Here is a 24,569-nt window from a genome sequence, read left to right as displayed (position 1 = left end):
GGGTAGCGCCCGGGCGATGCCGTTTTTCCCCACCGCTCCGGTCCGCATCCAGCCTTATTTCGGATACCGCAATCGCGAGCGGCTCCACATCACTGCCCGGGCCCTGCGCTCGCGAGTAGACCGGTTCGAGAAGGGCGGCCGCTGGCGCGCAGTGCGCACCATGCTGGCGCAGTTCGTCAGTCACGAGGTCCCCGACCTCCCCGTCGAGCTCGAAATCGCGCGCCCCGGCGGTACCAGTCATCGCCACCAGGGCCTGACCGACAAGGAGGGCTACGTCCACTTCGACATCCGGCTCGATCCGGAGTGGGCCCTGGCCGAGCAAACGCAATGGGAGACGGTCGTCTTCCACTGGACCAACGGGACGGGGGCGCACTGCATCGATGGGCACGTGCTCGCTCCGGGCACTGCAACGGGTCTCGCCGTCATTTCCGACATTGACGACACGATTGTCGAAACCGGAATCACCGGCGATTTTGGGGCGGTCATGCGCAATTGGCGCCGCGTGCTGCTCGAAATGCCCGAGGAACGCATCCTCGTTCCAGGTGCCGACATATTCTACAATGCCTTGGGAGGCGGGGCCATTTTGCCGGCGGGTGACGGGCATGCCGGCGAAAGCCAGCCGGCAACCAACCGACCGTTCTTCTATGTCTCGTCCAGTCCGTGGAACCTGTTCTCCTATCTGGTCACCTACATTCGCGGACGCGGACTGCCGCTGGGCCCGATCATGTTGCGCGACTGGGGCCTCAACCGCGACACCTTCGGTTCGGCCAGCCATGGGGCGCACAAGCTGGTCGCAATCGAGGCAATTCTCGCCACCTATCCGGAGCTCAAGTTCGCCCTCATCGGCGATGACAGCCAGGGCGACCTCACGGCATTCTCGGCGATCGCCACAGACCACCCCGGCAGGATCCGGGCGATCTTCATTCGCAAGGTGGGAGAAGCCATGAGCCCCGAGGAGCTCGCGGCGCAAAAGGCCATCGAAGCGGCCAAGATACCGCTTTGGCTGGGCGACAGTTACGCCACCGGACGCGATTTCCTTGCCTCGATCGGCCTCCTCGGCGACGAGGAGGCGCGAGCCATCGTCGAAACAGTAGAAACCACCGACCCGCAAAAGAAATGAGGCGCATGATCAAGATACTCGGCGGCATCGTGCTGGTGCTGCTCCTCGCCGGTGGAGCGCTCTTGCTCGCCATCCGCAACAACGGGCCCGCCGTGCTCGACGCGGTCGACCGGATCGCCGGCGGCAAGCGCGACGTGGTTCTGGTCGAAAAGGCCCGCTACGGCGATGCGGCGAAGCAGAAAGTCCGCGTCTACCGCCAGGGCAAGGCCGGCGAACCGATTCCGGTCTTCCTGTTCGTCCACGGCGGAAGCTGGCGCTGGGGCGATCCGGATGATTACGGCTTCGTCGCGCGGGCCATGGCGCCCGAAGGCTATCTGGTTGTGCTCGCCGCCTATCGCCTGGGCGAATCGGGACGATATCCGGCGATGCTCGAGGACACGGCAGCCGCGATCGCCTGGACCCGCGCCAATGCCGCAAGGCTGGGCGGCGATCCCGACCGCATCGTTCTGGCGGGCCATTCGGCCGGCGCTTACAATGTGGTCCAGGTTGCGCTCGAGCCCAAGTGGCTGGCAGCACGCGGCGTGCCCGAAGCGAGCATTCGCGGGGTCGTCGGCCTTGCCGGACCCTATGACTTCTTCCCCTTCGACAGCGATTCGACCAAGGCCAGCTTCGGTTCGGTCGGTGCCGGGGCCGAAAGCCAGCCGGTAAACCACTCCAGGGCCGGTGCGCCGCCGATGCTGCTGGTCCATGGCGAAGAGGATACCCTCGTGAAACCGCGCAACACGCGTGCGCTTGCCGCCGCACTCGAGGCCAAGGGGGCCAAGGTCGAAACGCTGTTCTATCCAGACGCGGACCACAATGCGCCGCTGATCTGGCTCGCCGCTCCATGGCGCGACCGCCGCGACGTCGCTGCGCGGATTTCCAGGTTTGCGCGCGAAGCCACCGCAGTTTCAGTTCCGGTTCAGGCCGGAAAGCCTTAGCAAGGGCGCAATGCGTTTCCTCTCGCGCCTGCTGGCATTCCTTGCCCTCGGCATTCTCGCCGCCCAACCGGTTGCGGCCCAGAGCGTTTTGCGCGACGCCGAGACCGAACACTTCCTCAAGGAAATCTCCGATCCGCTGGTGGAAGCCGCCGGTCTCAAGCCCGGCAATGTCGAAGTGGTGTTGCTCAACGACCCATCGATCAACGCCTTCGTCGCCGGCGGACAGACCGTTTACATCCATAGCGGGCTGATCGAGGCAGCCGACAGCGCCGAGGAAGTGCAGGGCGTCATCGCCCACGAAATCGGCCACATCACCGGTGGGCACATCCTGCGCTATGGCGAAGGCGCGGCGAATGCGACCAAGATCACCATCCTGTCGATGCTTGCCGGGCTCGGCGCGGCGCTGGCCGGGGCGGGTGATGCCGCCATGGGCATCATGGCCGCCGGGCAGCAGGCGGCACTGGGCAAGTTCCTCGCCTTCAGCCGGACGCAGGAATCCTCGGCCGATGCGGCGGGGGCAAAGTATCTGTCCGGCGCAGGGATTTCCGGACGTGGATCGCTGAGCTTCTTCGGCAAGCTGCTCAACCAAGAATTCCGCTATGGCTACAGCCAGAGCGACGAGGCCGGCTTCTACCGCACCCACCCCCTGTCGGGAGATCGTATCTCGGCACTGAAGCAGGTCTACGAGACCGATCCCGCGTGGGACAAGCCCGCCAATGCGCGCAACCAGCGCAGTTTTGAACGGATCAAGGCCAAGCTCACTGGCTATATCGCCAAGCCCAACGAGACGCTGCGCGACTATCCCGAGAGCGATCGCAGTATCCCCGCCCTCTATGCCCGCGCCTATGCCTATCACAAGAACGCCCGCGTGGACCGCGCGCTTGAAGCGGCCGATGCGTTGCTCAAGGTCGATCCGCAGGATCCCTATTTCCTCGAACTGAAGGGGCAGGTCCTGCTCGAATCCGGGCGCCCCGCCGAGGCGATCGAGCCACTGCGCAAGGCGACCGAACTGACCAATGCCGAGCCGCTGATCGCCGGCCTCCTCGGCCATGCGCTCATCGCTACCGAAGACCGCTCACATTACGACGAGGCTGAAAAAGTTCTGCGCGCCGCAGTCGGCCGCGATCGCCTCAACCCCTTCGCATGGTACCAGCTCGGCGTGGTCTATGCGGCCAAGGGCGACATGCCGCGCGCCCGGCTCGCCAGCGCGGAACAACAGGTGATGAGCGGGCAATACGCCTTCGCCCTGCGCAGTGCGCAGGCAGCGGAGGCCGGTCTGGAAAACGGAACTCCTGACTGGTTGCGCGCACAGGATATCGGTCTTGAGGCCCGTGCCATGCTGGAACGCGAGTGCGAGATGCAGCGCGGTCGCAATTGCGACAGGCTTTAGGGCCGCATAGGAGGGGGCATGAGAAACTACATCGTCACCGCAATCATCGCGCTGGTTTTCGGCTTTGCCGGGGCAGGTATCTGGTCCATTTCCGGCCTCGGTAATGGGCAGGTGCGCGACTATCTCGTCGCCAATCCCGAAATCCTTCCCGAAATGGCACAGGCTTACCAGCAGGGACAGTCGCAGGAGCGGCTGGCCGAGGTTAAGGATGCGGTCGACGACGTCTTCCCCGGCGCGGTGCTGGGCAATCCGAACGGGTCGAAGATCCTTGTGAAATTCACCGACTTCGCCTGCACCTATTGCCGCCAGAGCGTGGCGCAGGTCGATCGCCTGATTGCCGCAGACCCCGAATTGAAGGTCGTGATTCGCGAATGGCCGATCTTCGAAGGCAGCGAGACGTGGGCGCGCATCGGCCTCGCCGCGGCCAAGCAGGGCAAGTATGCCTCTTTCTATCACGAGATGTTCAAGCTCGGCCCGCCCAACGCAACGACCATCGAGCAGGCAGCCAGGATCGCCGGTGTCGATCTGGAGGCCGCAAGCGCCTACGCCACGTCGGAAGAGGTGACCGCGGAGCTCGAGCGCAACATGGCCCTTGCCCGGACGCTGGGCTTCACCGGGACGCCGAGCTGGATCGCCGGTGGCGAAGTGGTCGAAGGGCTCGTACCGACATCGCGCCTCGCCGAGGCGCTCGACATCAAGATCTGAGGCTTACTCTTCGGCGATAGCCTTAGCGTACATCGAAGCGAGCGGCTTCTCCATCACGCGGCGCACCATCGGCTCGAAGAATTCGAGCGGCTCGCTGTCGTAGTCCGGATCGAAGGCCGACTGGTCGTACTTCTCGCAGAACTCGCGGCACGCCTCGTAATGCGGGTGCCCCATGAACTTGTCGCGCGCGTTCTGGTCCATGCCGAGGAAGTGGAAGTAGTAATAGCCCTGGAAGGCCCCGTGGTTCTGGCAGATCCAGTGGACTTCTTCGGAAACGAAGGGCTTGATGATCGAGGCCGCGACTTCGGGATGGTTGTAGCTGCCGAGCGTGTCGCCGATGTCGTGCAACAGCGCCATCACGACATACTGTTCGTCCCGCCCGTCGCGATGCGCGCGAGTCGCGGTCTGCAGCGAATGCTCCAGCCGGTCGACGGGGAAGCCGCCGAAATCACCGTCGAGCAGCTTGAGATGGTCGAGCACGCGGTCGGGCAGGCCCTTGGCAAAGGCGCGATATTCCCCGCCGATGATCGCCCAATCCTCGGCCGTGCCTTGCTTCATCTCACGGAACTTTGCCCGTTCGCGGTTCTCGTGGTCGATCGTTTCGTGCACGCCCATCGCGTCTCTCCCTCGCTTCGTCAGCATGGGTGAGTGTAGCGACTGGTGCAATTCGTCGCAATTGGGCTAGAGGGGGCGGCAATGGCAGTGCTGCCCATTCGACCGACGCCGTTCTTTGCCAACAAGAACCAGGCGTTCTGGAACCTCCAGCTGGCCGGCTGGGGCGGGACCGCGATGCTGCGCGCAATGTCGTCGCTTGCCAATGGCCAGCCGACCGACCGCCTGGTCATCATCCTCATCGCCACGATCACCGGCTTTTCGGTCAGCCTCATCCTGGCGGTGATCTACTCTCAGCTGATCAAGCAGCGCCCGCTGATCACATGGGGCGCGACGGCGGTCGTGCTGATGGTCGCGACCGGGCTCTATGCCTTCATCGACAGCTGGGTGCTCGAACTTGCCGGGGGCGCGACTTCGGGCAGCTTTGCCAGCCTGTTCGTCGGCATCTACTTTATCGACCTGACCCTGCTGGGCGCGTGGTCGGCGCTCTATTACGCAATCAATTTCTTCCTCCAGGTCGAGGAACAGGCCGACCGGCTGGAACGACTGGAGGCGCAGGCAACCAGTGCGCAGCTCGCCATGCTGCGTTACCAGCTCAACCCGCATTTCCTGTTCAACACGCTCAATTCGATCAGCACTTTGGTCCTGCTCAAGCAGACCGAGACTGCGAATGCGATGCTGACGCGACTGTCCAGCTTCCTGCGGCATACCCTCGTCACTCAGCCCGGCGGCAAGGTCACGGTCGCGCAGGAGGTCGAGACGCTGAAGCTCTATCTCGATATCGAGCGCATGCGGTTCGAGGAGCGCCTGCGCACCGATTTCCGCATCGAGCCCGAAGCAGCGAAGGCCTGCCTTCCGTCCATGCTGCTCCAGCCGCTGGTCGAGAATGCGATCAAGTACGGCGTCAGCCCGCAGGAAGAGGGTGCCGAAATCAGCGTGGTCGCACAGGTCGTCGGCCCGCGCCTGCGCGTGACCGTCGCGGACACCGGGCCGGGCATGTCGTTCAACAGTGTCGAGGCGGGGCTCCCTGCAGTGCGGCCGACGAACGCCCGGCGCGATTCCACCGGCGTCGGCCTGGCCAATATCCGCGACCGGCTCGCCCAGGCCTATGGCGACGAGCACCGGTTCGAAATCCGCTCGCCCGAGAGCGGCGGCTTCTCGGTTCTCATCGAACTGCCCTATGAGAGCGACGAAGCGCCCGCTCCGTTCACCGCAGCGCCAGATAGCGGCGCTCAAATCGCAGCCTCCCAGAAACAAGCGGGCGCCTCGCCCGTTATTCCGCTGCAACCTCCCCGGAAAGCACCACAGGCATCATGACTATTCGCACCATCCTCGTCGACGACGAGAAGCTCGCCATCCAGGGTCTCCAGCTCCGCCTCGAACCCTTCGAGGACGTCGAGATCATCGAAACCTGCCAGAACGGGCGCGAGGCGATCCGCGCGATCAAGACACTGAAACCCGACCTCGTCTTCCTCGACATCCAGATGCCCGGCTTTGACGGCTTTTCGGTCGTGCAAGGGGTAATGGAAATCGAGCCGCCGCTGTTCGTCTTCGTAACCGCTTTCCAGGAACACGCGATCCGTGCGTTCGAAGCGAATGCGGTCAACTACCTGATGAAGCCGGTCGACGAGGACAAGCTCGCTGACACCATCGAGCGCGTGCGCCAGCGCCTTGCCGAGAAGAAATCGACCGAAGAAGCCGAGAAGCTGAAGAGCGTGCTGTCCGAAGTCGCGCCCGAGGCCGCCGAGGAATTCTCGACCGATGACGATGCCGAGGCCGCAAGCCGTTACGAGAAGCTGATCAACGTCAAGGACCGCGGCCAGATCTTCCGGGTCGAGGTTGGCACGATCGAGCATATCGAAGCCGCCGGCGACTACATGTGCATCTACACCGGCGACAATTCGCTGATCCTGCGCGAAACGATGAAGGACCTCGAGCGTCGCCTCGACCCGCGCAAGTTCCAGCGCGTCCACCGTTCGACCATCGTCAATCTTGACCAGGTCCGGCAGGTCAAGCCGCACACCAATGGCGAATGCTTCCTGGTGCTGGATAGCGGCGCCGAGGTGAAGGTCAGCCGCTCGTACCGCGACGTCGTGGCCCGTTTCGTCCACTGATGGCATTCACTCTCGAAGGCTTCGACCTCGACCGCTTCGTGCGCGATACGCTGGCGGAGGACCTCGGCGAGGGGCTTCCGGGCGGCGGGATCGACGTCACCAGCGAGAGCGTCATCCCCGCCGATGCGCGCTTCTCCGGTGTAATGGACACTCGTGATGCCATAGAGGTTGCGGGGCTTCCTGTAGCAGAGGCGTTCCTTCGCGCACTCGATCCGGACATGACAATCGACATCCTCGTGGACGAGGGTGCAAGCGTCCCGGCCGGCACCGACCTGATGCGGCTGGAAGGCAATGCGCGGGCCATGCTTACGGCCGAGCGCAGCGCGCTAAATACCGTCCAGCACCTCTCCGGCATCGCTACCATGGTCGCCGAGTATGTGCGGGCGATGGACAATCCCGATTGCACCCTGCTCGACACGCGCAAGACCATCCCGGGTCTCAGGCATCTGGAAAAATACGCCGTGCGCATGGGTGGCGGTGCGAACCATCGCATGGGCCTGTGGGATGCGGCGATGATCAAGGACAACCACGTCCTTGTCGCCGGATCGGTGGGCGAGGCGGTGCGACGCGCGGTCGCGGCGGGAGTGAAGGACATCATCTGCGAGGTCGACCGGATCGACCAGATCGAACCGGCGCTGGCCGCGGGTGCGACACGGCTCCTGCTTGACAACATGGACCCCGCGACGCTGCGCGAGGCGGTGGCGTTGGTGGCGGGCCGCGTTCCGACCGAGGCGAGCGGCGGAATCAACCTCCAGACGATCAAGGCCAAGGCCGCGACGGGCGTCGATTTCGTCTCCGTCGGGCGCCTGACGCAAAGCGCGCCCGCAGCAGACATCGGTCTCGACTTTACCCCGCTCTAGCTTTGCGGCATTTGCCGCGAGAACGAACTTGGGAGGTTGCATGAAGCCCGCATCGGTGAAGAAGTTCGACATGCTCTATCTCGGCTCGGTGGCCGTGGGGCTGGTCGGGGTCGCGCTCAATTACGGAAATATCGTCGATGCCGCGAATGCGGAGATGGCCGCACAGGGCCTCGAAGCCACGATGGGCGGCGGGGTGATCGTCGTCTCGCTGCTTTTCGGCGTCGTCATCAGCCTGGCGCTGTGGTTCCTCGTCTCGGTCCTCAGGATCGAGATGGTGAAGTGGATCATCGCCCTGTTCACCGGCTGGAGCGTGGTGTCCTACATCGTCTCGTTCGATTCCCGGATGGATCTGTCGATCATCTCGGGGCTTGTCAGCACGGTGATGACCGTGGCGGCGATCTATTTCCTGTTCCGGCCCGATGCGAAGGCATGGTTCGCCGAGAAGCGGGGCGCCTAACATCGGGAAGCTGTTGCGCGGCCTGCCGTCGGCAGCCGTAGCGCTGCTGGCGCTGCAACCCGCGACGGCGCTGGCACAGGCCTACCAGTGCCGCATTCCGGGAACGCTGGCGGTGCCGAAGGTCACGCCGGACGGGCCGCCACGGCGCAGCGCGGTCACCGGCTACACGCTGTCGCTGAGCTGGAGCCCGGAATACTGCCGCGGACGCGAGACCCGCGCTGCCGATCGCCAGCAATGCTCGGGGCGCAGCGGCAGCTTCGGCATGGTCGTCCACGGCCTGTGGCCGGAAGGCTCGCGCAGCTGGCCCCAATGGTGCGCCGCCGGGACCCAGCCGCGCCCGCAAGACCTCAAGCCGAACATGTGCCTGTCGCCCTCGGCGGCCCTGCTTGCGCGGCAATGGGCCAAACACGGAAGCTGCATGGCGCGTCGCCCGGCGACCTACTTCAAGGTCACCCGCATATTGTGGGACGGCCTCGCCATGCCCGATTTCGACCGCATCAGCCGCGAGGAAGGCCTGACCGCAGGGACTATCCGCACCCGCTTCGTCGACGCCAACCCGGGCTGGAAGGCCTCGGCAGTGGGCGTGAAGCTCAACTCGCGCGGCTGGCTGGAGGAATTGCGCCTCTGTTATGACAAGCGCTTCATGCCGAAGGCGTGCGAGAGGGGTCGGCTCGGCGCGCGCGATAAGGCATCGGTGAAAATCTGGCGAGGGTTGTAATAGCGAATTGATTGGCAGCGATCGGGTGGAAAACTGCTGGTTTCACATGTAAATGTCTCGGAATGCGATATTTGCTCCCCGCCGCCTTGGTCTGCGCATCTGTGTCGTCACCAATATATGCCGATGCCAACCTCGAGAGAGGGTTCGACGGCGCGCTGCGCGGTTGCGAAGAATGGCTGCTGAATCCTGCGAGCTGGGCAGATGGAACCGGCCTTTTCGTCGAGGCTGTGGGCCTTGGAGCGCAGATGGGTCTTGTCGACCGAGTAGAAGAGGTGAATTTCCCACCGCCACAACTCCGGCGCGCCAACCACTATTGGCGTATCAACTCTTCGCCGGATGCAGGATATGTCCTTGTTGTCTCTGATCAGCTGCCGATGTGCCACATTACTGGCGGCGGCGTCGATCTCCAACCAAGCGTCCAGAGCGTCCTTTCTTCCACTGACTTCGAAAACAGGTGGCAGTCCGAAACTTCGACGGTGAAGGATGGCATTGCGACGACCGTTTTCCGCAACAGGGAAGAACCGGCTCTGACCATCACCATCAGTCGAGCGGACAAGTCAGGTGAGCGGCTCGATAGGGTGCAAGTATTGGCAACTGCCATTTTCGAGATCGCCAGCTAGCCGCAACTGCCCGCCAATTTCTGCGGGTTGCTGGCGCATAAGCCGCGCCTACCGCCGCTCCCTGAAAAACTCGCGCAGCAATTCCGCCGCCCGCGCCTCACCCATGCCGGAATAGACCTCGGGCTTGTGCAGGCATTGGTCCTGTTCGAACACCCGCGCGCCGTGTTCGACCGCGCCGCCCTTGGGGTCGCTCGCGGCGTAGTAGAGCTTGGCGATGCGCGCATGCACGATGGCCCCGGCGCACATGGCGCAGGGTTCGAGCGTCACCCACAGCTCGCAGTCGGTCAGGCGCTCGCTGCCCAGCGCCTCTGCCGCTCGCCGAATCGCGAGGATTTCGGCATGGGCGGTGGGATCGTGCGTGGCGCGCGGCTCGTTATGCGCCTCGGCAACGACCTCGCCCCTGCAGGTGACGACGGCGCCGATGGGCACTTCGCCCGCAGCCGCCGATTGCTCGGCCTGAGCCAGGGCACGGGCCATGGGTACGGGAAGGGTCCAGCCGGTCATCGCAGCGCCGCGCTAGCCCCTCGCATCCGGGGGCGCAACGTGCTTGACGATTCGCGAGGTCGCCGCTATGCGCGCCGCTTTCCGGGATAAATGAGCCCCGCGCCCGCAAAATGCGGCCAAGGGAACTCGCCCAGCCATTTGAACGAGAGACGTATCATGTCGCGCATTTGCGAACTCACCGGCAAGGGCCGCCAGGTCGGTCACAATGTGAGCCACGCCAACAACAAGACCAAGAAGGTCTTCCTGCCGAACCTGCAGAACGTCACGCTGCTGAGCGAGAAGCTCGACCGCAGCTTCAAGTTCCGCGTTTCGACCCAGGGCCTGCGTTCGGTCGAGCACAACGGCGGCCTCGACAACTGGCTGCTGAAGACCAAGGACGAGAAGCTTTCGGCCAACGCGCTCAAGGTGAAGCGCGAGCTGAAGAAGGCTGCGGCGGCTTCCTAAGAACGCTGCAAGGTTTGGGGCGCTTCGGCGCCTCTTCCTCAACGGACAACAGCAAGGGCGCGCGGGTTCACTCGCGCGCCTTTTGCCGTTCGCGGCCCTCGTTCCAGCGCAGTTTGAGCAGCAGCGTGCGCTGGTACTGCATGAGATTGTCGTCCGAGATGAGCCAGACATGCGTGCCCTGTGAATCCCGGGTCAGGGCCATGCCCTCGTAATTGTCCTGCGGAATGCGCCCGTCGAACCTGGCGAGCACGCTGGTGCGGATGTCCCCGCCATCCTTCGCCGAATCCAGGTCAATGATACCGATCGCCGTGCGAAATCGCGGCGGGAGGCCGAAGACGAGGTCGCGGAAAAGCACCAGCGCCCGCCCGCCCCCGACTGCCACCAGGTCCACCGGACGATAACCCGCGATACCCACGAAGGTCAGCTTCCTCGCCTTGCCGCCCGCTACGGGGTCACCGTCGAACAGCACTGCGCGATGGCGCGCGCCGTCCCATTCCAGCTCCCGCTCCTCGATCGCGAGGAAGCGTCCGTCGGCAAGACGGGTAAATGCTTCGGGACCGGAATTGCTGCCCCAGTCGGCCATTGCCGCGGGACGTATTTCGCCACGCCGCTCCATGTCGGTGGTGAAGCGAACGATGGAATTGCTCATCTCATAGGCCCCCCAGATCGTGCGTCCGTCCGCATCGCTGGTCAGGGCTTCGAGATCGACCGATTGCTTGTCGGCCATTTCGGCCTTTGCCATCCAGCGCACACGTCCATTGCCGGGATCGATATCCGGCTGCTGGAAATCCAGTGACGAACCGCCATCGCTGCCTGCGCGCAGCGTACCATCGGGCAGCGCAACCAGCGCCGAATAGCCGCCGAAGTTCTTTTTCGGATTGATCAGCTGCCAGGCCTTCTCAAGCGTGAAGGGGCCAACTTTGGCGGGTGTCGATATCAGGCGCGCGAAGCGGATTGCGGGCTTGGGATCAGCAGCCGGCAGGTCGCTGCGCAACCACGTCGCAGCACCGAGCGTGCCGGCCACGAGGAGGCCCAGTAACAACCTTGCCCTACGCACCATTCCTCCCGGGGCCGTCAGTCCATCGGCCCGGTGAAAAGCAGCGGATCGAGGCGCGCCTCGTGCCACTTGATGCTCCAGTGCAGGTGCGGGCCGGTGGCGCGGCCCGACATGCCGATATCGCCGATATGCTGGCCCTGCTTCACCACGTCCCCTTCCTTTACATACAGCCGCGAGGAATGGAGGAAGGCGCTGTTGAGCCCGTTGCCATGGTCGATGATCAGGAGGTTGCCCTCGAGGCTGTAACCCTGCACCGCGAGCACGACGACGCCGTCAGCCGGCGCCACATAGGGTGTGCCGCTGGTCCCGGACGAGATGTCGAGGCCCGTGTGGTAGGCGCCGGGCTCGCCGCGATAGATGCGCTGCGAACCGAAGCGGCCCGAGATGCGGCCCTTCACCGGCCAGATGAACTCCTGCTGCCAGCCTTGCGCCCCGGTCTGCTTCTGCCGCGATGCCCAGATCGCGTCGAGCTCGGGCTGGCGGATCTTCATGTACGAATCGGATGCGCCGCCCGGGGTGCGGGCGACATTGATGCGCTCGATCTGCCAGTCGCGCGGGGATATGCTGACGGGACTGCGGATCTCGCGCCCGTCGGGCATGGTCGCGACCAGCGTGGCATTGGTGCCTGCGTCGCGGTCGAAAGCGGCGAAGAAGCGCCCGTCGCTGCCGAAGGCGACATCCTCGCCATCCAGCTTCACCGACACTGCGCCGCCGGGCACGGTGCCGCGCAGGAAGCCGCCCTGCGTAAGTTCGCCGGCGAAGGTGAAGACCTGCGGGCGCGAGGAGACTGCCGATGGCGGCATGCTGGCGGGCGCAGGGGTGGGAGCGGGGGTGCGAATCGGCTGGACCGTCTCCGCCACCGGCACAGGAACGCTCGTCCCGACCGGCTCGGATGCCGGGACGCAGGCGGCAAGGGCGATAGTCGGAAGGAGCGGTGCGACCCGGCGCGCGGTCACGGCTTCAGTCGCTCGGTCGCCAGTTGCGCAGTCGCGTAGGGTTCCTGGTACTCGACCGACCAGTAACGCAGCTCCTCGAGCGCGATGGGCACGCCGCTCATCGCACAGGTCACGAACTGGCCGGCGCGAAGTACGCGAAAGCCGCTCGGCCCGTAATGGAGCCGGGCCTCGCCGTTGGAGGGGGTCGAGTTCTTGTTCATCAGCATGGCCGCGCTCCTAGCACTTCGGGCCTATCCGAACAAATCGTCCTGCTTCGGCGGCGTTCCCTGGGGCGCGGGCTTGCGCCGCACCGGGGGCGATGCACTGGCGGATGGAGTAACCGCAAGGTCGCCGTCGCGGAACTTGAGGGTCAGCAGGGCCTCCTTCGCAGCGACCGCCTTGTCGGTCACCGTGCCGCCCGATCCGACCACCCGGACATAGCCGCGCTGGAGCACATTGTCGGGATCGAGCGAGATCATCAGCCGCGCCACCGCGCTCAACCGGTCCTGCGCCCGCTCGATTCTGGCCCTGAGCAGCGGGGCATTGAGCCGTGCGCGATCCGACTGGAGCCGCTCGCGCGCCCGATTGGCCCTTTCCCGCAAGCCATTTCCGAGGCGCCCCACCAGATCGTCGAGGCGCTGCGCCTGCGGCTGGAGCAGTGCCTCGGGCCGCGGCAGGCGCTGGACGCGCGCTTCCAGCCGTTCGCGCCCCAGCTGCACGGGCCGCAGAATAGCGCGCTCCTTGCGCGCACCGAAATCCTTGAGCGTCGCGGCGAGTTCGGCGCGCACCGGCACGGCCATTTCGGCGGCCGCGGTGGGTGTGGGTGCGCGGCGGTCGGCGGCATAGTCGGCCAGCGTCGTGTCCGTTTCGTGCCCGACCGCGCTGATCGTGGGGATCGAGCATTCGGCGATGGCGCGGACGACGACCTCCTCGTTGAAGGACCACAGGTCCTCGATCGAGCCGCCACCGCGCGCGACGATGACGAGGTCGGGGCGGTCCGGATGGCCCTCGGGCATGGCGGAGAAGCCGCGCACTGCCGCGGCCACCTGCTCTGCCGCGCCCTGCCCCTGCACCAGCACCGGCCAGACGATGACGCGAGTGGGAAAGCGGTCGGCAAGGCGGTGGAGGATGTCGCGAATGACCGCGCCGGTAGGCGATGTGACGACGCCGATGGTCCTCGGCAGGAACGGCAGCGCCCGCTTGCGGCGTTCGTCGAACAGTCCCTCCGCCGCCAGCCGTGCACGGGTCTTCTCGAGCAGCGCGAGCAGTGCGCCCTCGCCCGCAAGCTCCATGCGGTCGATGACGATCTGGTACTTGGAGCGGCCAGGATAGGTGGTGAGCTTGCCGCTGGCGACGACCTCCAGCCCGTCCTCCGGCCGGAACGGCAGGCGCTCGGCACTGCCGCGCCACATCACCCCGTCGATGACCGCCTTGTCGTCCTTAAGCGCGCAATAGAGATGGCCCGATGCCGCCCGCTTCACTCCCGACAGCTCGCCGCGCAGGCGCACGAAGCCGAAACGGTCCTCGACCGTGCGCTTCAGCATCTGCGAGATTTCGCTGATCGAGAGCGGCTCGGCGTTGTCCCCGGCGCGACCCTTCGCTACCAGCCCCTCATCTTCATCTTCGTAATCCTGGGGAACGTCGGCCATGAATATCCTTCTGCTCGGCAGCGGTGGGCGCGAACATGCGCTGGCGTGGAAGCTGGCGCAATCGCCCATGTGCGACAAGCTGTGGGCCGCGCCAGGCAATCCCGGCATTGCGCAGGAGGCGGAATGCGTCGCGCTCGACGCGACCGACCATGACGCAGTAATCGCTTTCGTGCGCGAAAACGACATCGCTCTCGTGGTCATCGGGCCCGAGGCGCCACTGGTCGACGGGCTTGCGGATTCGCTCCGCGCCGCGGGGATCGATACCTTCGGTCCCTCCAGGCAGGCAGCGCAGCTCGAAGGGAGCAAGGGCTTCACCAAGGAGCTGTGTAAGCGGGCCAACATTCCCACAGCCCGCTACGAACGCTGCGCCTCGCTCGAACAGGCCTGGGGCGCGCTGAAACGCTTCGACCCGCCCTTCGTGCTCAAGGCCGATGGCCTCGCGGCGGGCAAGGGCGTGATCATCGCCGAAACGCGCGATGAAGCGCAGCACGCGCTTCACGACATGTTCGACGGCCAGTTCGGCGCCGCCGGGAGCGAGGTGGTGATCGAGCAGTTCCTCACCGGCGAAGAGGCGAGCTTCTTTGCGCTCACCGACGGCACGACCATCACTCCCATCGGCACCGCGCAGGACCACAAGCGCGTCGGCGATGGCGACACCGGTCCCAACACCGGCGGCATGGGTGCCTATTCGCCCGCACCCGTGCTGACCGAGGCGCTGCAGGCCCGCGCCATGCGCGAAATCGTCGAGCCGACGGTCAGGACCATGCGCGAAGAGGGCATGCCCTATTCGGGCGTCCTCTATGCCGGGCTGATGCTGACGAGCGAGGGGCCGCAGCTGATCGAATACAACGCCCGCTTCGGCGATCCCGAGTGCCAGGTGCTGATGATGCGGCTGGAAAACGACCTCGTCGAACTGATGCTCGCCTGCGCGCAGGGGAAGCTGGGCGAAGTCGCCGCGCCGAAGCTGGCGGACGAATTCGCGCTGACGGTGGTCATGGCGGCCGAGGGTTATCCCGGCACGCCCAAGAAGGGCGGCGCCATCGATCTCGGAAATGCCGAGACCGACGGGGCCAAGGTCTTCCACGCCGGCACGACGATGGATGGCGGAAAGCTGGTCGCAAGCGGCGGACGCGTTCTCAACGTTACCGCCAAGGGCGCAAGCGCGACCGACGCGCAGCGCAAGGCCTATGCTGCCGTCGACGCAATCGATTTTCCCGATGGCTTCTGCCGCCGCGACATCGGCCAGCGCGAGGTGAGGCGCGAACGCGACGCGTGACGCAGGGCGCGCAAGCAGCAGTGCCGATTTTGCAGTTGATCTGACAGCCATGGCGGGCGCACAATTGTCCTATGGCCTATCGCACACCCGCCCTCATCGCCGGCTTCGCCATCGCGCTGACGTCCTGCATTGCGACCAGTGAACCCGGTGCGACCCATGTCTCGTCAGTTCCGAGACCTATCCTCGCGGAGGAAGGCGGGACCGACGCCGCCACCGACCTTGCCTTTGCGCAGGCAGCATGCGGCGGTTGCCACGCAGTCGAGCCGCCGGGCCTTTCGCCCAACCCCAAGTCTCCGCCTTTCGCCGATATCGCCAACAGCCCGGGGCTGACCGATGCGACCCTGGCGATCTGGCTGGCCGACGCGCACAATTATCCCGAGGAAATGGATTTCGACCTCAACCAGAAGCAGGTCGAAACGATCGCGCGCCACATGCTGCGATTGCGCGACCCGAACTACGAAAAGCCGGTCTATTGAACATGGGCGGCGTGCGATGATCAAGGGCGCACGCTTCAACCATATCGGCATTCCGACGCAGGACGGGTTCGAGGGCGAAATCGACCTGCCGCACCTGCAGATCACCGTCAGCGATCACCAGGACAACCCCTTCGGCATCCAGTGGCAGCGATACTGGGAGGGTGCGCCCTACCCCGATCTCGTCAAGACCGTGCCGCACGTCGCCTTCGAGGTGGACGACCTCGAAGCGGCAATGGCGGATCACAAGGTGCTTATCGCGCCCAACTCGCCGAGCAAGGGCGTGCGCGTGGCCTTCGTTGAAGTGCGCGGCGCCCCGGTCGAACTGATGGAGATCGACCGGACGCTGCGTCCGGACCTTTAGCCGAGCTTTTCAGCCACCAGCGCCCTCAAGTCGACCTCGCTGCGCGCGCCGTAGTGCGAGATGATCTCAGCGGCGCAGATCGCACCCATGCGCAGGCACCGCTCGAGACTGGCGCCACGGGCATGGCCGGTAAGGAACCCGGCGGCAAAGAGGTCGCCCGCGCCCGTGGTGTCGACCACCTGTGCAACCGGCTCCGCCTCGACTTCGGCGCGCACGCCATGCGCTACCGCGATGGCGCCCTTGGCACTGCGCGTGGCGACGAGCACGGGAACCTTGCCCGCAACCGCCGCAACACCCTTCTCGAAATCGCTCTCCCCGGTCAGGGAGGCGAGTTCGTGTTCGTTGACGAAGAGGATGTCGATCTGGCCTTCGTCGATGAGCGCGCGGAAATCGTCGCCATGGCGGTCGATGACGAAGCTTTCGCTGGCCGTGAAGGCGACCTTGCGACCAGCCTTGCGCGCGACCTCGATCGCGCGGCGCATGGCACTGCGCGGCTCTTCGGGGTCCCACAGATAGCCTTCGAGATAGAGGATCGCGGCGCTGGCGATGGTTTCGTCGTCGAGAGCGGCGGGCGGCAGGAACTGGCTCGCGCCGAGAAAGGTGTTCATCGTCCGCTCGCCATCGGGCGTAACGAAGATCAGGCAGCGCGCGGTGGAAGGCTGGCCTTCGCGTGCAGGCGTGTCGAAATCGATGCCGACGGCGCGAATGTCGTGGCTGAAGACGTCGCCAAGCTGGTCCTTCGCGACCTGGCCGATGAAGGCGCACTGCGCGCCCAGTGCCGACATGCCGGCAAGCGTATTGGCCGCCGAGCCGCCGGAAATTTCCTTCGCCGGACCCATGGCATCGTAGAGGCGGCGGGCGCCGTCTTCGTCCACCAGCGTCATCCCGCCCTTGGCGAGGCCGAGCTCCTCGATCAGCTCGTCGGTGCAGGGGGACATCACGTCGACGATGGCATTACCGATCGCGATGACGTCGTAGCGGGGTTCGGTCATGGGTACTCCGGGTAGGGGGATTCTGGATACGTCGGGCGCGGTTAGCGGTTCGTCGGGCATTGGCCAAGGGCGGCGTTGACTCGGGCGCACCACGCCGCCAAGTCCGCCGCCTGATGACCTCGCTCATGCGCGCCCTTGCCCTCTCGGTCGGCCAGCTCGGCGATCCGGCAATCCTCCGGGTTCTCGGCAAGACCGCGCTGATATCGCTGGGTATTTTCGCAGGGCTTGGTGTCGGGCTCTATTTCCTCCTCGAGGCCGCGCTGGAGCGCTATGCCGGGGGCGACCCGCAAGGGTTCGGCGCGCTGCTCGCCGCGGCGGGGATGCTGGTAGCCGCGTGGTTGCTGTTTCGTGTGGTTGCGCTTTTTGTCCTGCAATTCTTCGCTGACGAGGTCGTCGAGGCCGTCGAATCGCGACACTATCCCCACGCCGCTGCCAGCCTGCGGCGACTCCCGCTGCGGGAGGAACTGGCGAACAGCCTTCGCTCGCTCGGAAGGACCGTAGGGTTTAACCTCCTCGCCCTACCGCTTGCCGCGGCCCTACTGGTGACCGGTATCGGCACCGCGCTCGTCTTCTGGACGGTCAACGCGCTGCTACTGGGCCGCGAATTGCAGGACATGGTCTGGCTGCGCCATCGCCGGAATGCGGACGAGATCGCGCCCATCGGTGCTCTGACCCGCTTCGCGCTCGGCGGCATCGTCGCGGCCATGCTGCTCGTTCCCTTCGTCAATCTTCTCGCACCCGTGCTCGGCGCGGCGAGTGCAACCCACCTCGTCCATCGCGGGCGGACCGAAAGACTTCATGCGTAGACTCCCCATCCTCCTCATCCCGCTCCTCGCCGCATGCGGATCGAACCCCGCGCCCCAGGTGGGCGCGCCAGCGCCACAGCGACCGGTCGTCAGGTCCGCGCCGCCGCCGCAGGTGACGCAGCCCGCGCCCTCCACCACCGCTTTCCGCGCGCCCAAGGTGATGAACCTGCCGGGGTTGGAGGGCGTGATCGGGAAGAACGAAACCGCCCTCGCCAACATTTTCGGCCCGCCGCGACTGGCGGTGAAGGAGGGGGATGTGCGCAAGCTGCAGTTCGTCGGCGATGCCTGCGTGCTCGATGTCTACCTCTACCCGCTGCAGCCGCGCGCCGAACCCAGCGCGACCTACGTAGATGCGCGCCGCGCGAGCGACGGGCTCGACGTCGACCGTGCCGCCTGCGTACGGGCGCTCAGGCGCTGAGACACGGGAATTTCTTCAGGTTCGAGCGAAAGTCGTGACGACCGAGAACCGGAGCGGAGCGGGCATACGGCCCGTGAGCACCGGAAGCGCAGGACGGCGCGGTTTGCAGCCGAAGCTGGAGAAATTCAGACCATGAAACTCTCGCCGCAGCCGCACGCGCCCTTGGCATTGGGGTTGTCGAACACAAAGCCGGCGGTGAAATCGTCCTCGACCCAATCCATCGTGCTGCCGACGAGGTAGAGCACGCTGGCGCCATCGATATAGAAAATGCCGCCGGGGGTGGCGATCTTCTCGTCGAATTTCGTTTCCTCGCTGACGTAGTCGACCGAATAGGCAAGGCCCGAACAGCCGCGGCGCGGGGTCGACAGCTTCACGCCGATGGCATCGTCAGGCGCCTTGGCCATGAGTTCGGCGATACGCTCCTCGGCGCGCGGCGTCAGGATGACGGCAGCCTTGGGGGCGGGACGGGTGCGGGTTTCGGTCATCACAACATCCCCAGTTCGAGGCGCGCCTCGTCGGTCATCTTGTCCGGGCCCCATGGCGGATCCCACACGAGATTGACCTCGGCATCGCGCACGCCAGGCACCGAAGCGGCGCGCAGTTCGACCTCGCCCGGCATCGATTCGGCAACCGGGCAATGCGGCGTAGTCAGCGTCATGGTGATCGCGACATCGGCATCAGCGGTCACATCGATCCCGTAGATGAGTCCGAGATCGTAGATGTTGACCGGGATTTCCGGGTCGTAGATTTCCTTCATCGCTGCGACGACCGCCTCGTACAGCTCGCCGCCCGGCGCGCCTGCGGGCAGGTTTTCCGGCTTCTTCTGCAGGAACCCCTCAAGGTAGTCGCGCTTGCGCTCGAGCTTCTCGCCCGCGGTCTCGTCGGGATCGACGGCGTCCTCAACCCGGGCGCGGGGCGGCTTGCTGAGCACGTCCTCGATCGAAGCCGGGGCGGCGATGAAATCCTTGTCGTCCATGTCCTCGCTCATCCGAAGATCCTCTGGGTGCGTTCGATGCCGCGCAGCAGCGCAGCAATGTCGGTTTCGTCCGAATAGAGGCCGAAGCTGGCCCGGGCGGTCGCAGGTACGCCGAGGTGGTCCATCAGCGGCTGCGCGCAATGGTGTCCGGCGCGGATCGCAACGTTCTCTTCATCCAATATGGTGCCGAGGTCGTGCGGATGCACCCCCTCCATCGCGAAGCTGACGATGCCCGCGCTGTCCTCCGGCCCGAACAAGGTGATCGAGTTCAAGTTGCGCAGTTCCTCGCGCAGGGTCCGCGCCAGCGCCGCCTCATGGGTGAACAGGGCATCGGGGCCGAGCGCCGCGACATAATCGATTGCCGCATGGAGCGCGATCGCCTCGGTGATCATCGGCGTTCCAGCCTCGAAGCGCTGCGGCGGCGGGGCGTAGGTGGTCTTGTCGAAGGTCACCCGCTCGATCATCGCACCGCCGCCCTGCCAGGGAGGCATGGCATCGAGGATGTCCTCGCGCGCCCACAACACGCCGATGCCTGTCGGACCATACAGCTTGTGCGCCGAGAAGGCATAGAAGTCGCAATCGAGCGCGACCATGTCGAGCGCCATGCGTGGGGCCGCCTGGCACCCGTCGAGAAGGATTTTCGCCCCCACCGAATGCGCCAGGTCCGCCGCCGCCCGCGCGTCGAGCACGCTTCCCAGGACGTTGGAAACATGGGCCAGCGCGACCAGTTTCGTGCGCGGCGTCAGCAGCGCCTCGAGCGCGCCGAGATCGATCCGGTGGTCCTCGGTCAACGGGCAGACGTCGATCTGCGCGCCGGTCCGCTCGGCCACCATCTGCCACGGGACGATGTTGGAATGGTGCTCGAGCGTCGACAACACGATCCGGTCGCCTTCGCCGATGTGGACCATGCCCCAGCTCTGCGCGACGAGATTGATCGCCTCGGTCGCGCCGCGCACGAAGACGACCTCGTTTTCGCTCTTCGCGCCGATGAAATCTGCCACCCGCTTGCGCGCCGCCTCATAGGCCAGCGTCATGTTGGCCGAGCGCGAATAGACGCCGCGATGGACGGTCGCATAGTCGCGGCCGAGCGCACGGGTCATCGCGTCGATCACGACTTGAGGCTTCTGCGCCGTCGCGGCGGTGTCGAGGTAATGCCACGGCTGCCCGTCGGCGGTGACGAGGCCGGGGAAGTCCGCTTTCCGGGTGAGGGTGGCGGCGTCGCTCACAGCGCCCGGTCCACCTTGTCGAGCGCGACTTGCATCATTGCATCGCGCAGGTCGTCGTCGTCGAGCGCGACCAGTGCATCGCCGAGGAAAGCCTGCACCAGCAGTCGCCGGGCAAGGTCGGGAGAAAGCCCGCGCGCGGCCATGTAGAAGCGCGCCGTCTCGTCGAGCTGTCCGATGCTGGCGCCGTGCGCGCACTTCACGTCGTCGGCGAAAATCTCGAGCTGCGGTACCGCGTTCACGCTCGCGCCCTTTTCGAGCAGCAGGCCCTTGAAGTCCTGCGCCGCGTCGGTCTTCTGCGCATCGCGCAAGACGTCGATATTGCCGAGGAAATTGCCCGTGCCATGGCCCCAGTGGACCGCGCGAACGACCTGGTTGCTGGTCGCTTGCGGCGAGGCATGGACCACGCGAGTGACAAACTCGCGCACGGTCTCGCGCCCGCCGACAGTGATGCCACCCAGTTCGAAATGCGCGCCCCTGGCCAGCGTCACCTCAATCTCGAGCCGCGCATATTCGGCGGAGGAGAGCACCGCGAAAAGTTCGCAGGTCGCACCCTCGCCCACGGTGACGCGCCAGCGGTGGAGTTCGGTCGGCTTCGTCGCCGCGCCGTCGGCGATGACCAGCGTGTCGCGGAAGCTCTCGCCCGCCGGAACATCGATCACGCGCCAGTCGTCGAGCGCCACGCCCTGCAGCCGGTCGACCGCAGAATAGCGCCATGCCTCCTCGCGTCGCGTAGGGAGGGTCGCCGCCTCAGGCATCTGCCATCACCGCGTCGTAGCCCTCGTTTTCGAGACGCAGGGCGAGGTCGGGGCCGCCGGTCTGGACGATGCGGCCCGCCGAAAGGATAGACACGCGGTCGGGCTTCACGACGTCGAGCAGACGCTGGTAGTGGGTGATCAGCAGCACGCCCTTTTCGGGGCTGCGCATGATCGCATTGATCCCTTCGCCGACGATCCGCAGCGCGTCGATGTCGAGGCCGCTGTCGGTCTCGTCGAGCACCGCGAATTTCGGGTCGAGGATACCCATCTGGACCATTTCGGCGCGCTTCTTCTCGCCCCCGGAAAAGCCGACGTTGACGTGGCGCTTGAGCATCTCGGGATCAAGCTTGAGCAGCGCGGCCTTTTCGCGCGCGAGCCTGAGGAAGTCACCGCCCGACAGCGGTTCCTCTCCGCGCTGCTTGCGCTGCGAATTGAGAGCTTCGCGCAGGAACTGGAGGTTCGACACGCCGGGAATTTCGACCGGGTACTGGAAGCCAAGAAACAGGCCCGCGGCCGCGCGCTCGTGCGGGTCCATGGCAAACAGGTCCTCGCCGTTGAAGCGCACGCTGCCCCCGGTCACCTCATAGCCGGGGCGACCGCCCAGCACATAGGCGAGCGTCGACTTGCCCGCACCGTTGGGACCCATGATCGCATGCACCTCGCCCGCGGCGACGGTGAGCGAGAGGCCCTTGAGGATGGGTTTGTCGGCAACGGTGGCGTGAAGGTCGGTAATTTCGAGCATCAGTAGTCGTTCCTGCGCGGCGCCGGTTTACGGTTCGGCCGCGAATAGTGCTGGTTGGGATTGGCCGCGGCGTGGGCGCGTGCCTTTTCCTTCTTGTCGGCAATGCATTCGCGCATCGCGACGGTGAGGCGCTGGAGCACCTCGTCCATGTTCTCCAGGATATCGGAAGCCGCGACGCGCTCGACCCGGATGCCGACCGCCTCGAGGCTCTTGTCGCGGCGCTTGGCCAGTGCTTCGTCCTGCCCGTCCTCGTCGATCATGATCGCAAGGCCGAGGTTGTGGCAATTTAGGTCGACGATTGCGCTACCGACCACCGCGTGGCGGGTGAACTTGTAGCGGCCCATGTCGGCCTCGGCGAACTTCTTCGCCAGCGACTTGTGTGCCGGAGAAGAATGCCGGCGCATGTCGCGCGCACGCTCGTGCAGCGCATCGAGCCGCTTCTCCGAAATCTCCCACCCACGACCCTTCTTCTTGAGCGCGGGGGTGTCTTCGGCGGTTTCGGAGGGGGACTTGAGCTTGAGAGTCTTCTTTTCGCTCATCCGACCGATCCTTCCAGGCTGATGGCAAGAAGCTTCTGAGCCTCGACGGCGAATTCCATTGGCAGTTCTTTCAATACGTCCTTGGCGAAGCCGTTGACGATCAGCGCCACAGCCTCTTCCTCGTCCAGCCCGCGCTGCATGGCGTAGAACAGCTGGTCGTCGGAAATCTTGCTGGTGGTCGCCTCGTGCTCGATCTGCGCGCTGGGATTCTTGACCTCGATATAGGGCACGGTGTGCGCGCCGCATTTGTCGCCTAGCAACAGGCTGTCGCACTGGGTGAAGTTACGCACGCCATCGGCATTGGCCGCCACGCGGACCAGCCCGCGATAGGTGTTGTTCGACTTGCCCGCCGAAATGCCCTTGGAGATGATCGTCGAGCGGCTGCCCTTGCCGTTGTGGATCATCTTGGTGCCAGTGTCGGCCTGCTGGAAATTGTTGGTCACCGCGACCGAGTAGAACTCGCCGACGCTATCCTCCCCGTTGAGCACGCACGACGGATATTTCCACGTCACCGCACTGCCGGTTTCGACCTGGGTCCAGCTGATCTTGCTGCGCGCGCCCTGGCACAGGCCGCGCTTGGTGACGAAATTGTAGATCCCGCCCACGCCCTCGGCATTGCCGGGGTACCAGTTCTGCACCGTCGAATACTTGATTTCGGCATCCTCGAGCGCGACCAGCTCGACCACTGCGGCGTGGAGCTGGTTCTCGTCGCGCATCGGCGCGGTGCAGCCCTCGAGATAGCTGACGTAGGCGCCCTTCTCGGCGATGATCAGCGTGCGTTCGAACTGTCCGGTGTTCTCCGCATTGATGCGGAAATAGGTGGAAAGCTCCATCGGACAGCGCACGCCTTCAGGCACGTAGACAAACGTGCCGTCGGAAAAGACCGCGCAATTGAGCGTCGCGAAGAAGTTGTCGTGCTGCGGCACGACCTTGCCGAGCCACTTCTTCACAAGGTCAGGATATTCCTTCACCGCCTCGCTGATCGAGAGAAAGATCACGCCTGCGCGCTTGAGCTCTTCACGGAAGGTGGTGGCGACGCTGACGCTGTCGAACACCGCATCGACCGCGACCTTGCGCGCGCCTTCGACCCCGGCGAGCACTTCCTGCTCTGCCACGGGAATGCCGAGCTTGTCGTAGACCGCCTTGATCTCGGGATCGAGCTCGTCGAGCGAGGCCAGCGTCGGCTTCTTCTTCGGCGCGGCGTAGTAGTAGGCGTCCTGGTAATCGATCGCAGGATAGCCGAGCTTGGCCCAGTCGGGCTCTTCCATCTCCTGCCACAGGCGGAAGGCCTTGAGGCGCCATTCGAGCATCCACTCGGGTTCGCCCTTCTTGGCGCTGATGAAGCGGACGGTGTCTTCGCTTAGGCCCTTCTCGGCGAATTCGGTTTCGATGTCGGCCGACCAGCCGTGCTCGTACTCGGCAGCCTTGGCGGCGGCTTCACGAGCCTCGCGATCCTGGATTTCTAGCTCTTCGCTCATGCTACTTCTTCGATTCGCGCCAGTTGCGTCAGCGGGATGGCCGCCAGCGCACCGCGCAGTGCTTCGTTCACGACCGGCCAGTGAGGTCGCACCGAGCATTCGTGCTCGACCGAACACTCCGCGCCTTCGACGCAAGCCGTCAGCGCGATCGGCCCTTCGACCGCCTCGACAATGTCCGCGACCGTAATGGCGGCAGCGGGTCGAGCGAGTTGCAGGCCACCACCGGTCCCGCGAGTCGACCTGAGCAATCCCGCTGAGGACAGCTTGCTGACCAGCTTCTGCACCGTCGGCACCGGAAGGCCGGTTTCCGCCGCCAGCTCTGCCGCACTGGTCCGCCCCCCGCCGCAGTGGCGGGCCGCAGCGCTCATCGTAACGACAGCGTAATCGGCAAGGTTTGACAGGCGCATGTTTTAATCGGA

General features: G+C 65.3%; 31 protein-coding genes. 16 read left to right on the top strand and 15 right to left on the bottom strand.

The genetic code is table 11. From position 1 onward, the window contains the following. Positions 1 to 16 precede the first annotated feature (16 nt). Genes IRL76_RS13165 through IRL76_RS13150 form a run of 4 tightly spaced genes read left to right on the top strand, consistent with a single transcriptional unit; the run spans position 17 to position 4,135 of the window. Positions 17 to 1,120, top strand: coding sequence for a phosphatase domain-containing protein (locus tag IRL76_RS13165; RefSeq protein WP_200981772.1), 1,104 nt, complete (start codon positions 17 to 19; stop codon positions 1,118 to 1,120). 5 nt (positions 1,121 to 1,125) lie between these two features. Continuing rightward, positions 1,126 to 2,040, top strand: a complete 915-nt coding sequence (locus IRL76_RS13160; RefSeq protein ID WP_246449800.1) for an alpha/beta hydrolase — start codon at positions 1,126 to 1,128, stop codon at positions 2,038 to 2,040. Between the two features lie 10 nt (positions 2,041 to 2,050). Next, positions 2,051 to 3,430: a M48 family metalloprotease gene (locus tag IRL76_RS13155; RefSeq protein ID WP_200981770.1), complete on the top strand. Its 1,380-nt coding sequence runs from the start codon at positions 2,051 to 2,053 to the stop codon at positions 3,428 to 3,430. 18 nt (positions 3,431 to 3,448) lie between these two features. Further along, on the top strand, positions 3,449 to 4,135 hold the full coding sequence (locus tag IRL76_RS13150; protein WP_200981769.1) for a DsbA family protein: 687 nt from the start codon (positions 3,449 to 3,451) through the stop codon (positions 4,133 to 4,135). A gap of 3 nt (positions 4,136 to 4,138) precedes the next feature. Here the strand turns inward: IRL76_RS13150 and IRL76_RS13145 are convergent, their stop codons facing one another. Further along, positions 4,139 to 4,750 carry an HD domain-containing protein gene (locus tag IRL76_RS13145; RefSeq protein ID WP_200984330.1) on the bottom strand — a complete coding sequence of 204 codons (612 nt, stop codon included), beginning with the start codon at positions 4,748 to 4,750 and terminating at the stop codon, positions 4,139 to 4,141. An 81-nt stretch (positions 4,751 to 4,831) separates the two neighbouring features. On the opposite strand from IRL76_RS13145, the gene IRL76_RS13140 reads away from it, so the two are divergent. The 6 genes from IRL76_RS13140 to IRL76_RS13115 all read left to right on the top strand — a co-directional run bounded on the left by IRL76_RS13140 (position 4,832) and on the right by IRL76_RS13115 (position 9,516). After that, positions 4,832 to 6,064 carry a sensor histidine kinase gene (locus IRL76_RS13140; RefSeq protein WP_200981768.1) on the top strand — a complete coding sequence of 411 codons (1,233 nt, stop codon included), beginning with the start codon at positions 4,832 to 4,834 and terminating at the stop codon, positions 6,062 to 6,064. Continuing rightward, entirely contained in the window at positions 6,061 to 6,861 is an 801-nt protein-coding gene (locus tag IRL76_RS13135) for a LytR/AlgR family response regulator transcription factor (protein ID WP_200981767.1), read from the top strand. Before IRL76_RS13140 ends, IRL76_RS13135 begins: the two co-directional genes overlap by 4 nt. After that, positions 6,861 to 7,721: a carboxylating nicotinate-nucleotide diphosphorylase gene (gene nadC, locus IRL76_RS13130; protein ID WP_200981766.1), complete on the top strand. Its 861-nt coding sequence runs from the start codon at positions 6,861 to 6,863 to the stop codon at positions 7,719 to 7,721. The genes IRL76_RS13135 and nadC overlap by 1 nt, the downstream gene beginning before the upstream one ends. A gap of 40 nt (positions 7,722 to 7,761) precedes the next feature. Continuing rightward, positions 7,762 to 8,178: a hypothetical protein gene (locus IRL76_RS13125; RefSeq protein ID WP_200981765.1), complete on the top strand. Its 417-nt coding sequence runs from the start codon at positions 7,762 to 7,764 to the stop codon at positions 8,176 to 8,178. Positions 8,179 to 8,191: 13 nt separating this feature from the next. Continuing rightward, complete coding sequence (locus IRL76_RS13120; protein ID WP_246449798.1) at positions 8,192 to 8,896, top strand: ribonuclease T2 family protein; 705 nt, start codon at positions 8,192 to 8,194, stop codon at positions 8,894 to 8,896. Positions 8,897 to 8,958: 62 nt separating this feature from the next. Further along, the gene (locus IRL76_RS13115; RefSeq protein WP_200981763.1) at positions 8,959 to 9,516 is read left to right on the top strand and encodes a hypothetical protein; all 558 of its coding nucleotides are present in this window, start codon (positions 8,959 to 8,961) and stop codon (positions 9,514 to 9,516) included. 48 nt (positions 9,517 to 9,564) lie between these two features. On the opposite strand, the gene IRL76_RS13110 is transcribed toward IRL76_RS13115, so the two are convergent. Continuing rightward, positions 9,565 to 10,020 carry a nucleoside deaminase gene (locus IRL76_RS13110; protein WP_200981762.1) on the bottom strand — a complete coding sequence of 152 codons (456 nt, stop codon included), beginning with the start codon at positions 10,018 to 10,020 and terminating at the stop codon, positions 9,565 to 9,567. 156 nt (positions 10,021 to 10,176) lie between these two features. Here IRL76_RS13110 and rpmB point away from each other — a divergent pair, with 156 nt between their 5' ends. Then, a complete protein-coding gene (rpmB, locus tag IRL76_RS13105) occupies positions 10,177 to 10,464 on the top strand; it encodes a 50S ribosomal protein L28 (protein WP_200981761.1) in 288 nt (95 codons plus the stop codon). Between the two features lie 67 nt (positions 10,465 to 10,531). On the opposite strand, the gene IRL76_RS13100 is transcribed toward rpmB, so the two are convergent. The 4 genes from IRL76_RS13100 to xseA are packed head-to-tail and all read right to left on the bottom strand — an operon-like array spanning position 10,532 to position 14,105. Continuing rightward, positions 10,532 to 11,524, bottom strand: coding sequence for an esterase-like activity of phytase family protein (locus IRL76_RS13100; protein WP_200981760.1), 993 nt, complete (start codon positions 11,522 to 11,524; stop codon positions 10,532 to 10,534). Between the two features lie 14 nt (positions 11,525 to 11,538). Continuing rightward, positions 11,539 to 12,477, bottom strand: a complete 939-nt coding sequence (locus IRL76_RS13095) for a M23 family metallopeptidase (RefSeq protein WP_246449796.1) — start codon at positions 12,475 to 12,477, stop codon at positions 11,539 to 11,541. Continuing rightward, entirely contained in the window at positions 12,474 to 12,683 is a 210-nt protein-coding gene (locus tag IRL76_RS13090) for a DUF2093 domain-containing protein (RefSeq protein ID WP_200981759.1), read from the bottom strand. The genes IRL76_RS13095 and IRL76_RS13090 overlap by 4 nt, the downstream gene beginning before the upstream one ends. A 24-nt stretch (positions 12,684 to 12,707) precedes the next feature. Next, entirely contained in the window at positions 12,708 to 14,105 is a 1,398-nt protein-coding gene (gene xseA, locus IRL76_RS13085; protein WP_200981758.1) for an exodeoxyribonuclease VII large subunit, read from the bottom strand. Here xseA and purD point away from each other — a divergent pair. The 3 genes from purD to IRL76_RS13070 all read left to right on the top strand — a co-directional run bounded on the left by purD (position 14,104) and on the right by IRL76_RS13070 (position 16,218). Next, complete coding sequence (gene purD / locus IRL76_RS13080) at positions 14,104 to 15,381, top strand: phosphoribosylamine--glycine ligase (protein WP_200981757.1); 1,278 nt, start codon at positions 14,104 to 14,106, stop codon at positions 15,379 to 15,381. The two genes, xseA and purD, sit on opposite strands and share 2 nt — an antisense overlap. A gap of 71 nt (positions 15,382 to 15,452) precedes the next feature. After that, the gene (locus IRL76_RS13075; RefSeq protein ID WP_200981756.1) at positions 15,453 to 15,857 is read left to right on the top strand and encodes a hypothetical protein; all 405 of its coding nucleotides are present in this window, start codon (positions 15,453 to 15,455) and stop codon (positions 15,855 to 15,857) included. Positions 15,858 to 15,873: 16 nt separating this feature from the next. Next, the gene (locus IRL76_RS13070; RefSeq protein WP_200981755.1) at positions 15,874 to 16,218 is read left to right on the top strand and encodes a VOC family protein; all 345 of its coding nucleotides are present in this window, start codon (positions 15,874 to 15,876) and stop codon (positions 16,216 to 16,218) included. Here the strand turns inward: IRL76_RS13070 and IRL76_RS13065 are convergent. Further along, positions 16,215 to 17,210, bottom strand: a complete 996-nt coding sequence (locus tag IRL76_RS13065) for an adenosine kinase (RefSeq protein WP_200981754.1) — start codon at positions 17,208 to 17,210, stop codon at positions 16,215 to 16,217. The two genes, IRL76_RS13070 and IRL76_RS13065, sit on opposite strands and share 4 nt — an antisense overlap. 113 nt (positions 17,211 to 17,323) lie before the next feature. On the opposite strand from IRL76_RS13065, the gene IRL76_RS13060 reads away from it, so the two are divergent. Then, on the top strand, positions 17,324 to 18,016 hold the full coding sequence (locus IRL76_RS13060) for an EI24 domain-containing protein (RefSeq protein ID WP_200981753.1): 693 nt from the start codon (positions 17,324 to 17,326) through the stop codon (positions 18,014 to 18,016). After that, on the top strand, positions 18,009 to 18,434 hold the full coding sequence (locus tag IRL76_RS13055; protein ID WP_200981752.1) for a hypothetical protein: 426 nt from the start codon (positions 18,009 to 18,011) through the stop codon (positions 18,432 to 18,434). Before IRL76_RS13060 ends, IRL76_RS13055 begins: the two co-directional genes overlap by 8 nt. Before the next feature lie 125 nt (positions 18,435 to 18,559). On the opposite strand, the gene IRL76_RS13050 is transcribed toward IRL76_RS13055, so the two are convergent. The 8 genes from IRL76_RS13050 to IRL76_RS13015 are packed head-to-tail and all read right to left on the bottom strand — an operon-like array spanning position 18,560 to position 24,557. Continuing rightward, the gene (locus IRL76_RS13050) at positions 18,560 to 18,919 is read right to left on the bottom strand and encodes a HesB/IscA family protein (protein ID WP_200981751.1); all 360 of its coding nucleotides are present in this window, start codon (positions 18,917 to 18,919) and stop codon (positions 18,560 to 18,562) included. Next, the gene (locus IRL76_RS13045; protein WP_200981750.1) at positions 18,919 to 19,422 is read right to left on the bottom strand and encodes an SUF system Fe-S cluster assembly protein; all 504 of its coding nucleotides are present in this window, start codon (positions 19,420 to 19,422) and stop codon (positions 18,919 to 18,921) included. The genes IRL76_RS13050 and IRL76_RS13045 overlap by 1 nt, the downstream gene beginning before the upstream one ends. Continuing rightward, positions 19,419 to 20,636: a cysteine desulfurase gene (locus IRL76_RS13040; protein ID WP_200981749.1), complete on the bottom strand. Its 1,218-nt coding sequence runs from the start codon at positions 20,634 to 20,636 to the stop codon at positions 19,419 to 19,421. Before IRL76_RS13040 ends, IRL76_RS13045 begins: the two co-directional genes overlap by 4 nt. Continuing rightward, positions 20,633 to 21,391, bottom strand: a complete 759-nt coding sequence (locus IRL76_RS13035; RefSeq protein WP_200981748.1) for a SufD family Fe-S cluster assembly protein — start codon at positions 21,389 to 21,391, stop codon at positions 20,633 to 20,635. The genes IRL76_RS13040 and IRL76_RS13035 overlap by 4 nt, the downstream gene beginning before the upstream one ends. After that, positions 21,384 to 22,124 carry a Fe-S cluster assembly ATPase SufC gene (gene sufC, locus IRL76_RS13030; RefSeq protein ID WP_425504524.1) on the bottom strand — a complete coding sequence of 247 codons (741 nt, stop codon included), beginning with the start codon at positions 22,122 to 22,124 and terminating at the stop codon, positions 21,384 to 21,386. The genes IRL76_RS13035 and sufC overlap by 8 nt, the downstream gene beginning before the upstream one ends. 8 nt (positions 22,125 to 22,132) lie before the next feature. Next, positions 22,133 to 22,672 carry an endonuclease domain-containing protein gene (locus tag IRL76_RS13025; RefSeq protein WP_200981746.1) on the bottom strand — a complete coding sequence of 180 codons (540 nt, stop codon included), beginning with the start codon at positions 22,670 to 22,672 and terminating at the stop codon, positions 22,133 to 22,135. Continuing rightward, positions 22,669 to 24,150, bottom strand: coding sequence for a Fe-S cluster assembly protein SufB (gene sufB, locus IRL76_RS13020; RefSeq protein ID WP_200981745.1), 1,482 nt, complete (start codon positions 24,148 to 24,150; stop codon positions 22,669 to 22,671). Before sufB ends, IRL76_RS13025 begins: the two co-directional genes overlap by 4 nt. Then, entirely contained in the window at positions 24,147 to 24,557 is a 411-nt protein-coding gene (locus IRL76_RS13015) for an SUF system Fe-S cluster assembly regulator (RefSeq protein WP_200981744.1), read from the bottom strand. The genes sufB and IRL76_RS13015 overlap by 4 nt, the downstream gene beginning before the upstream one ends. Positions 24,558 to 24,569: the final 12 nt, after the last annotated feature.

Origin of the sequence: Qipengyuania soli (assembly GCF_015529805.1) — a bacterium.
Classification (GTDB): Bacteria; Pseudomonadota; Alphaproteobacteria; order Sphingomonadales; family Sphingomonadaceae; genus Qipengyuania; species Qipengyuania soli.
The sequence above is the reverse complement of the archived record's forward strand: the minus strand, read 5'-3'. Positions and strand labels throughout refer to the sequence as shown.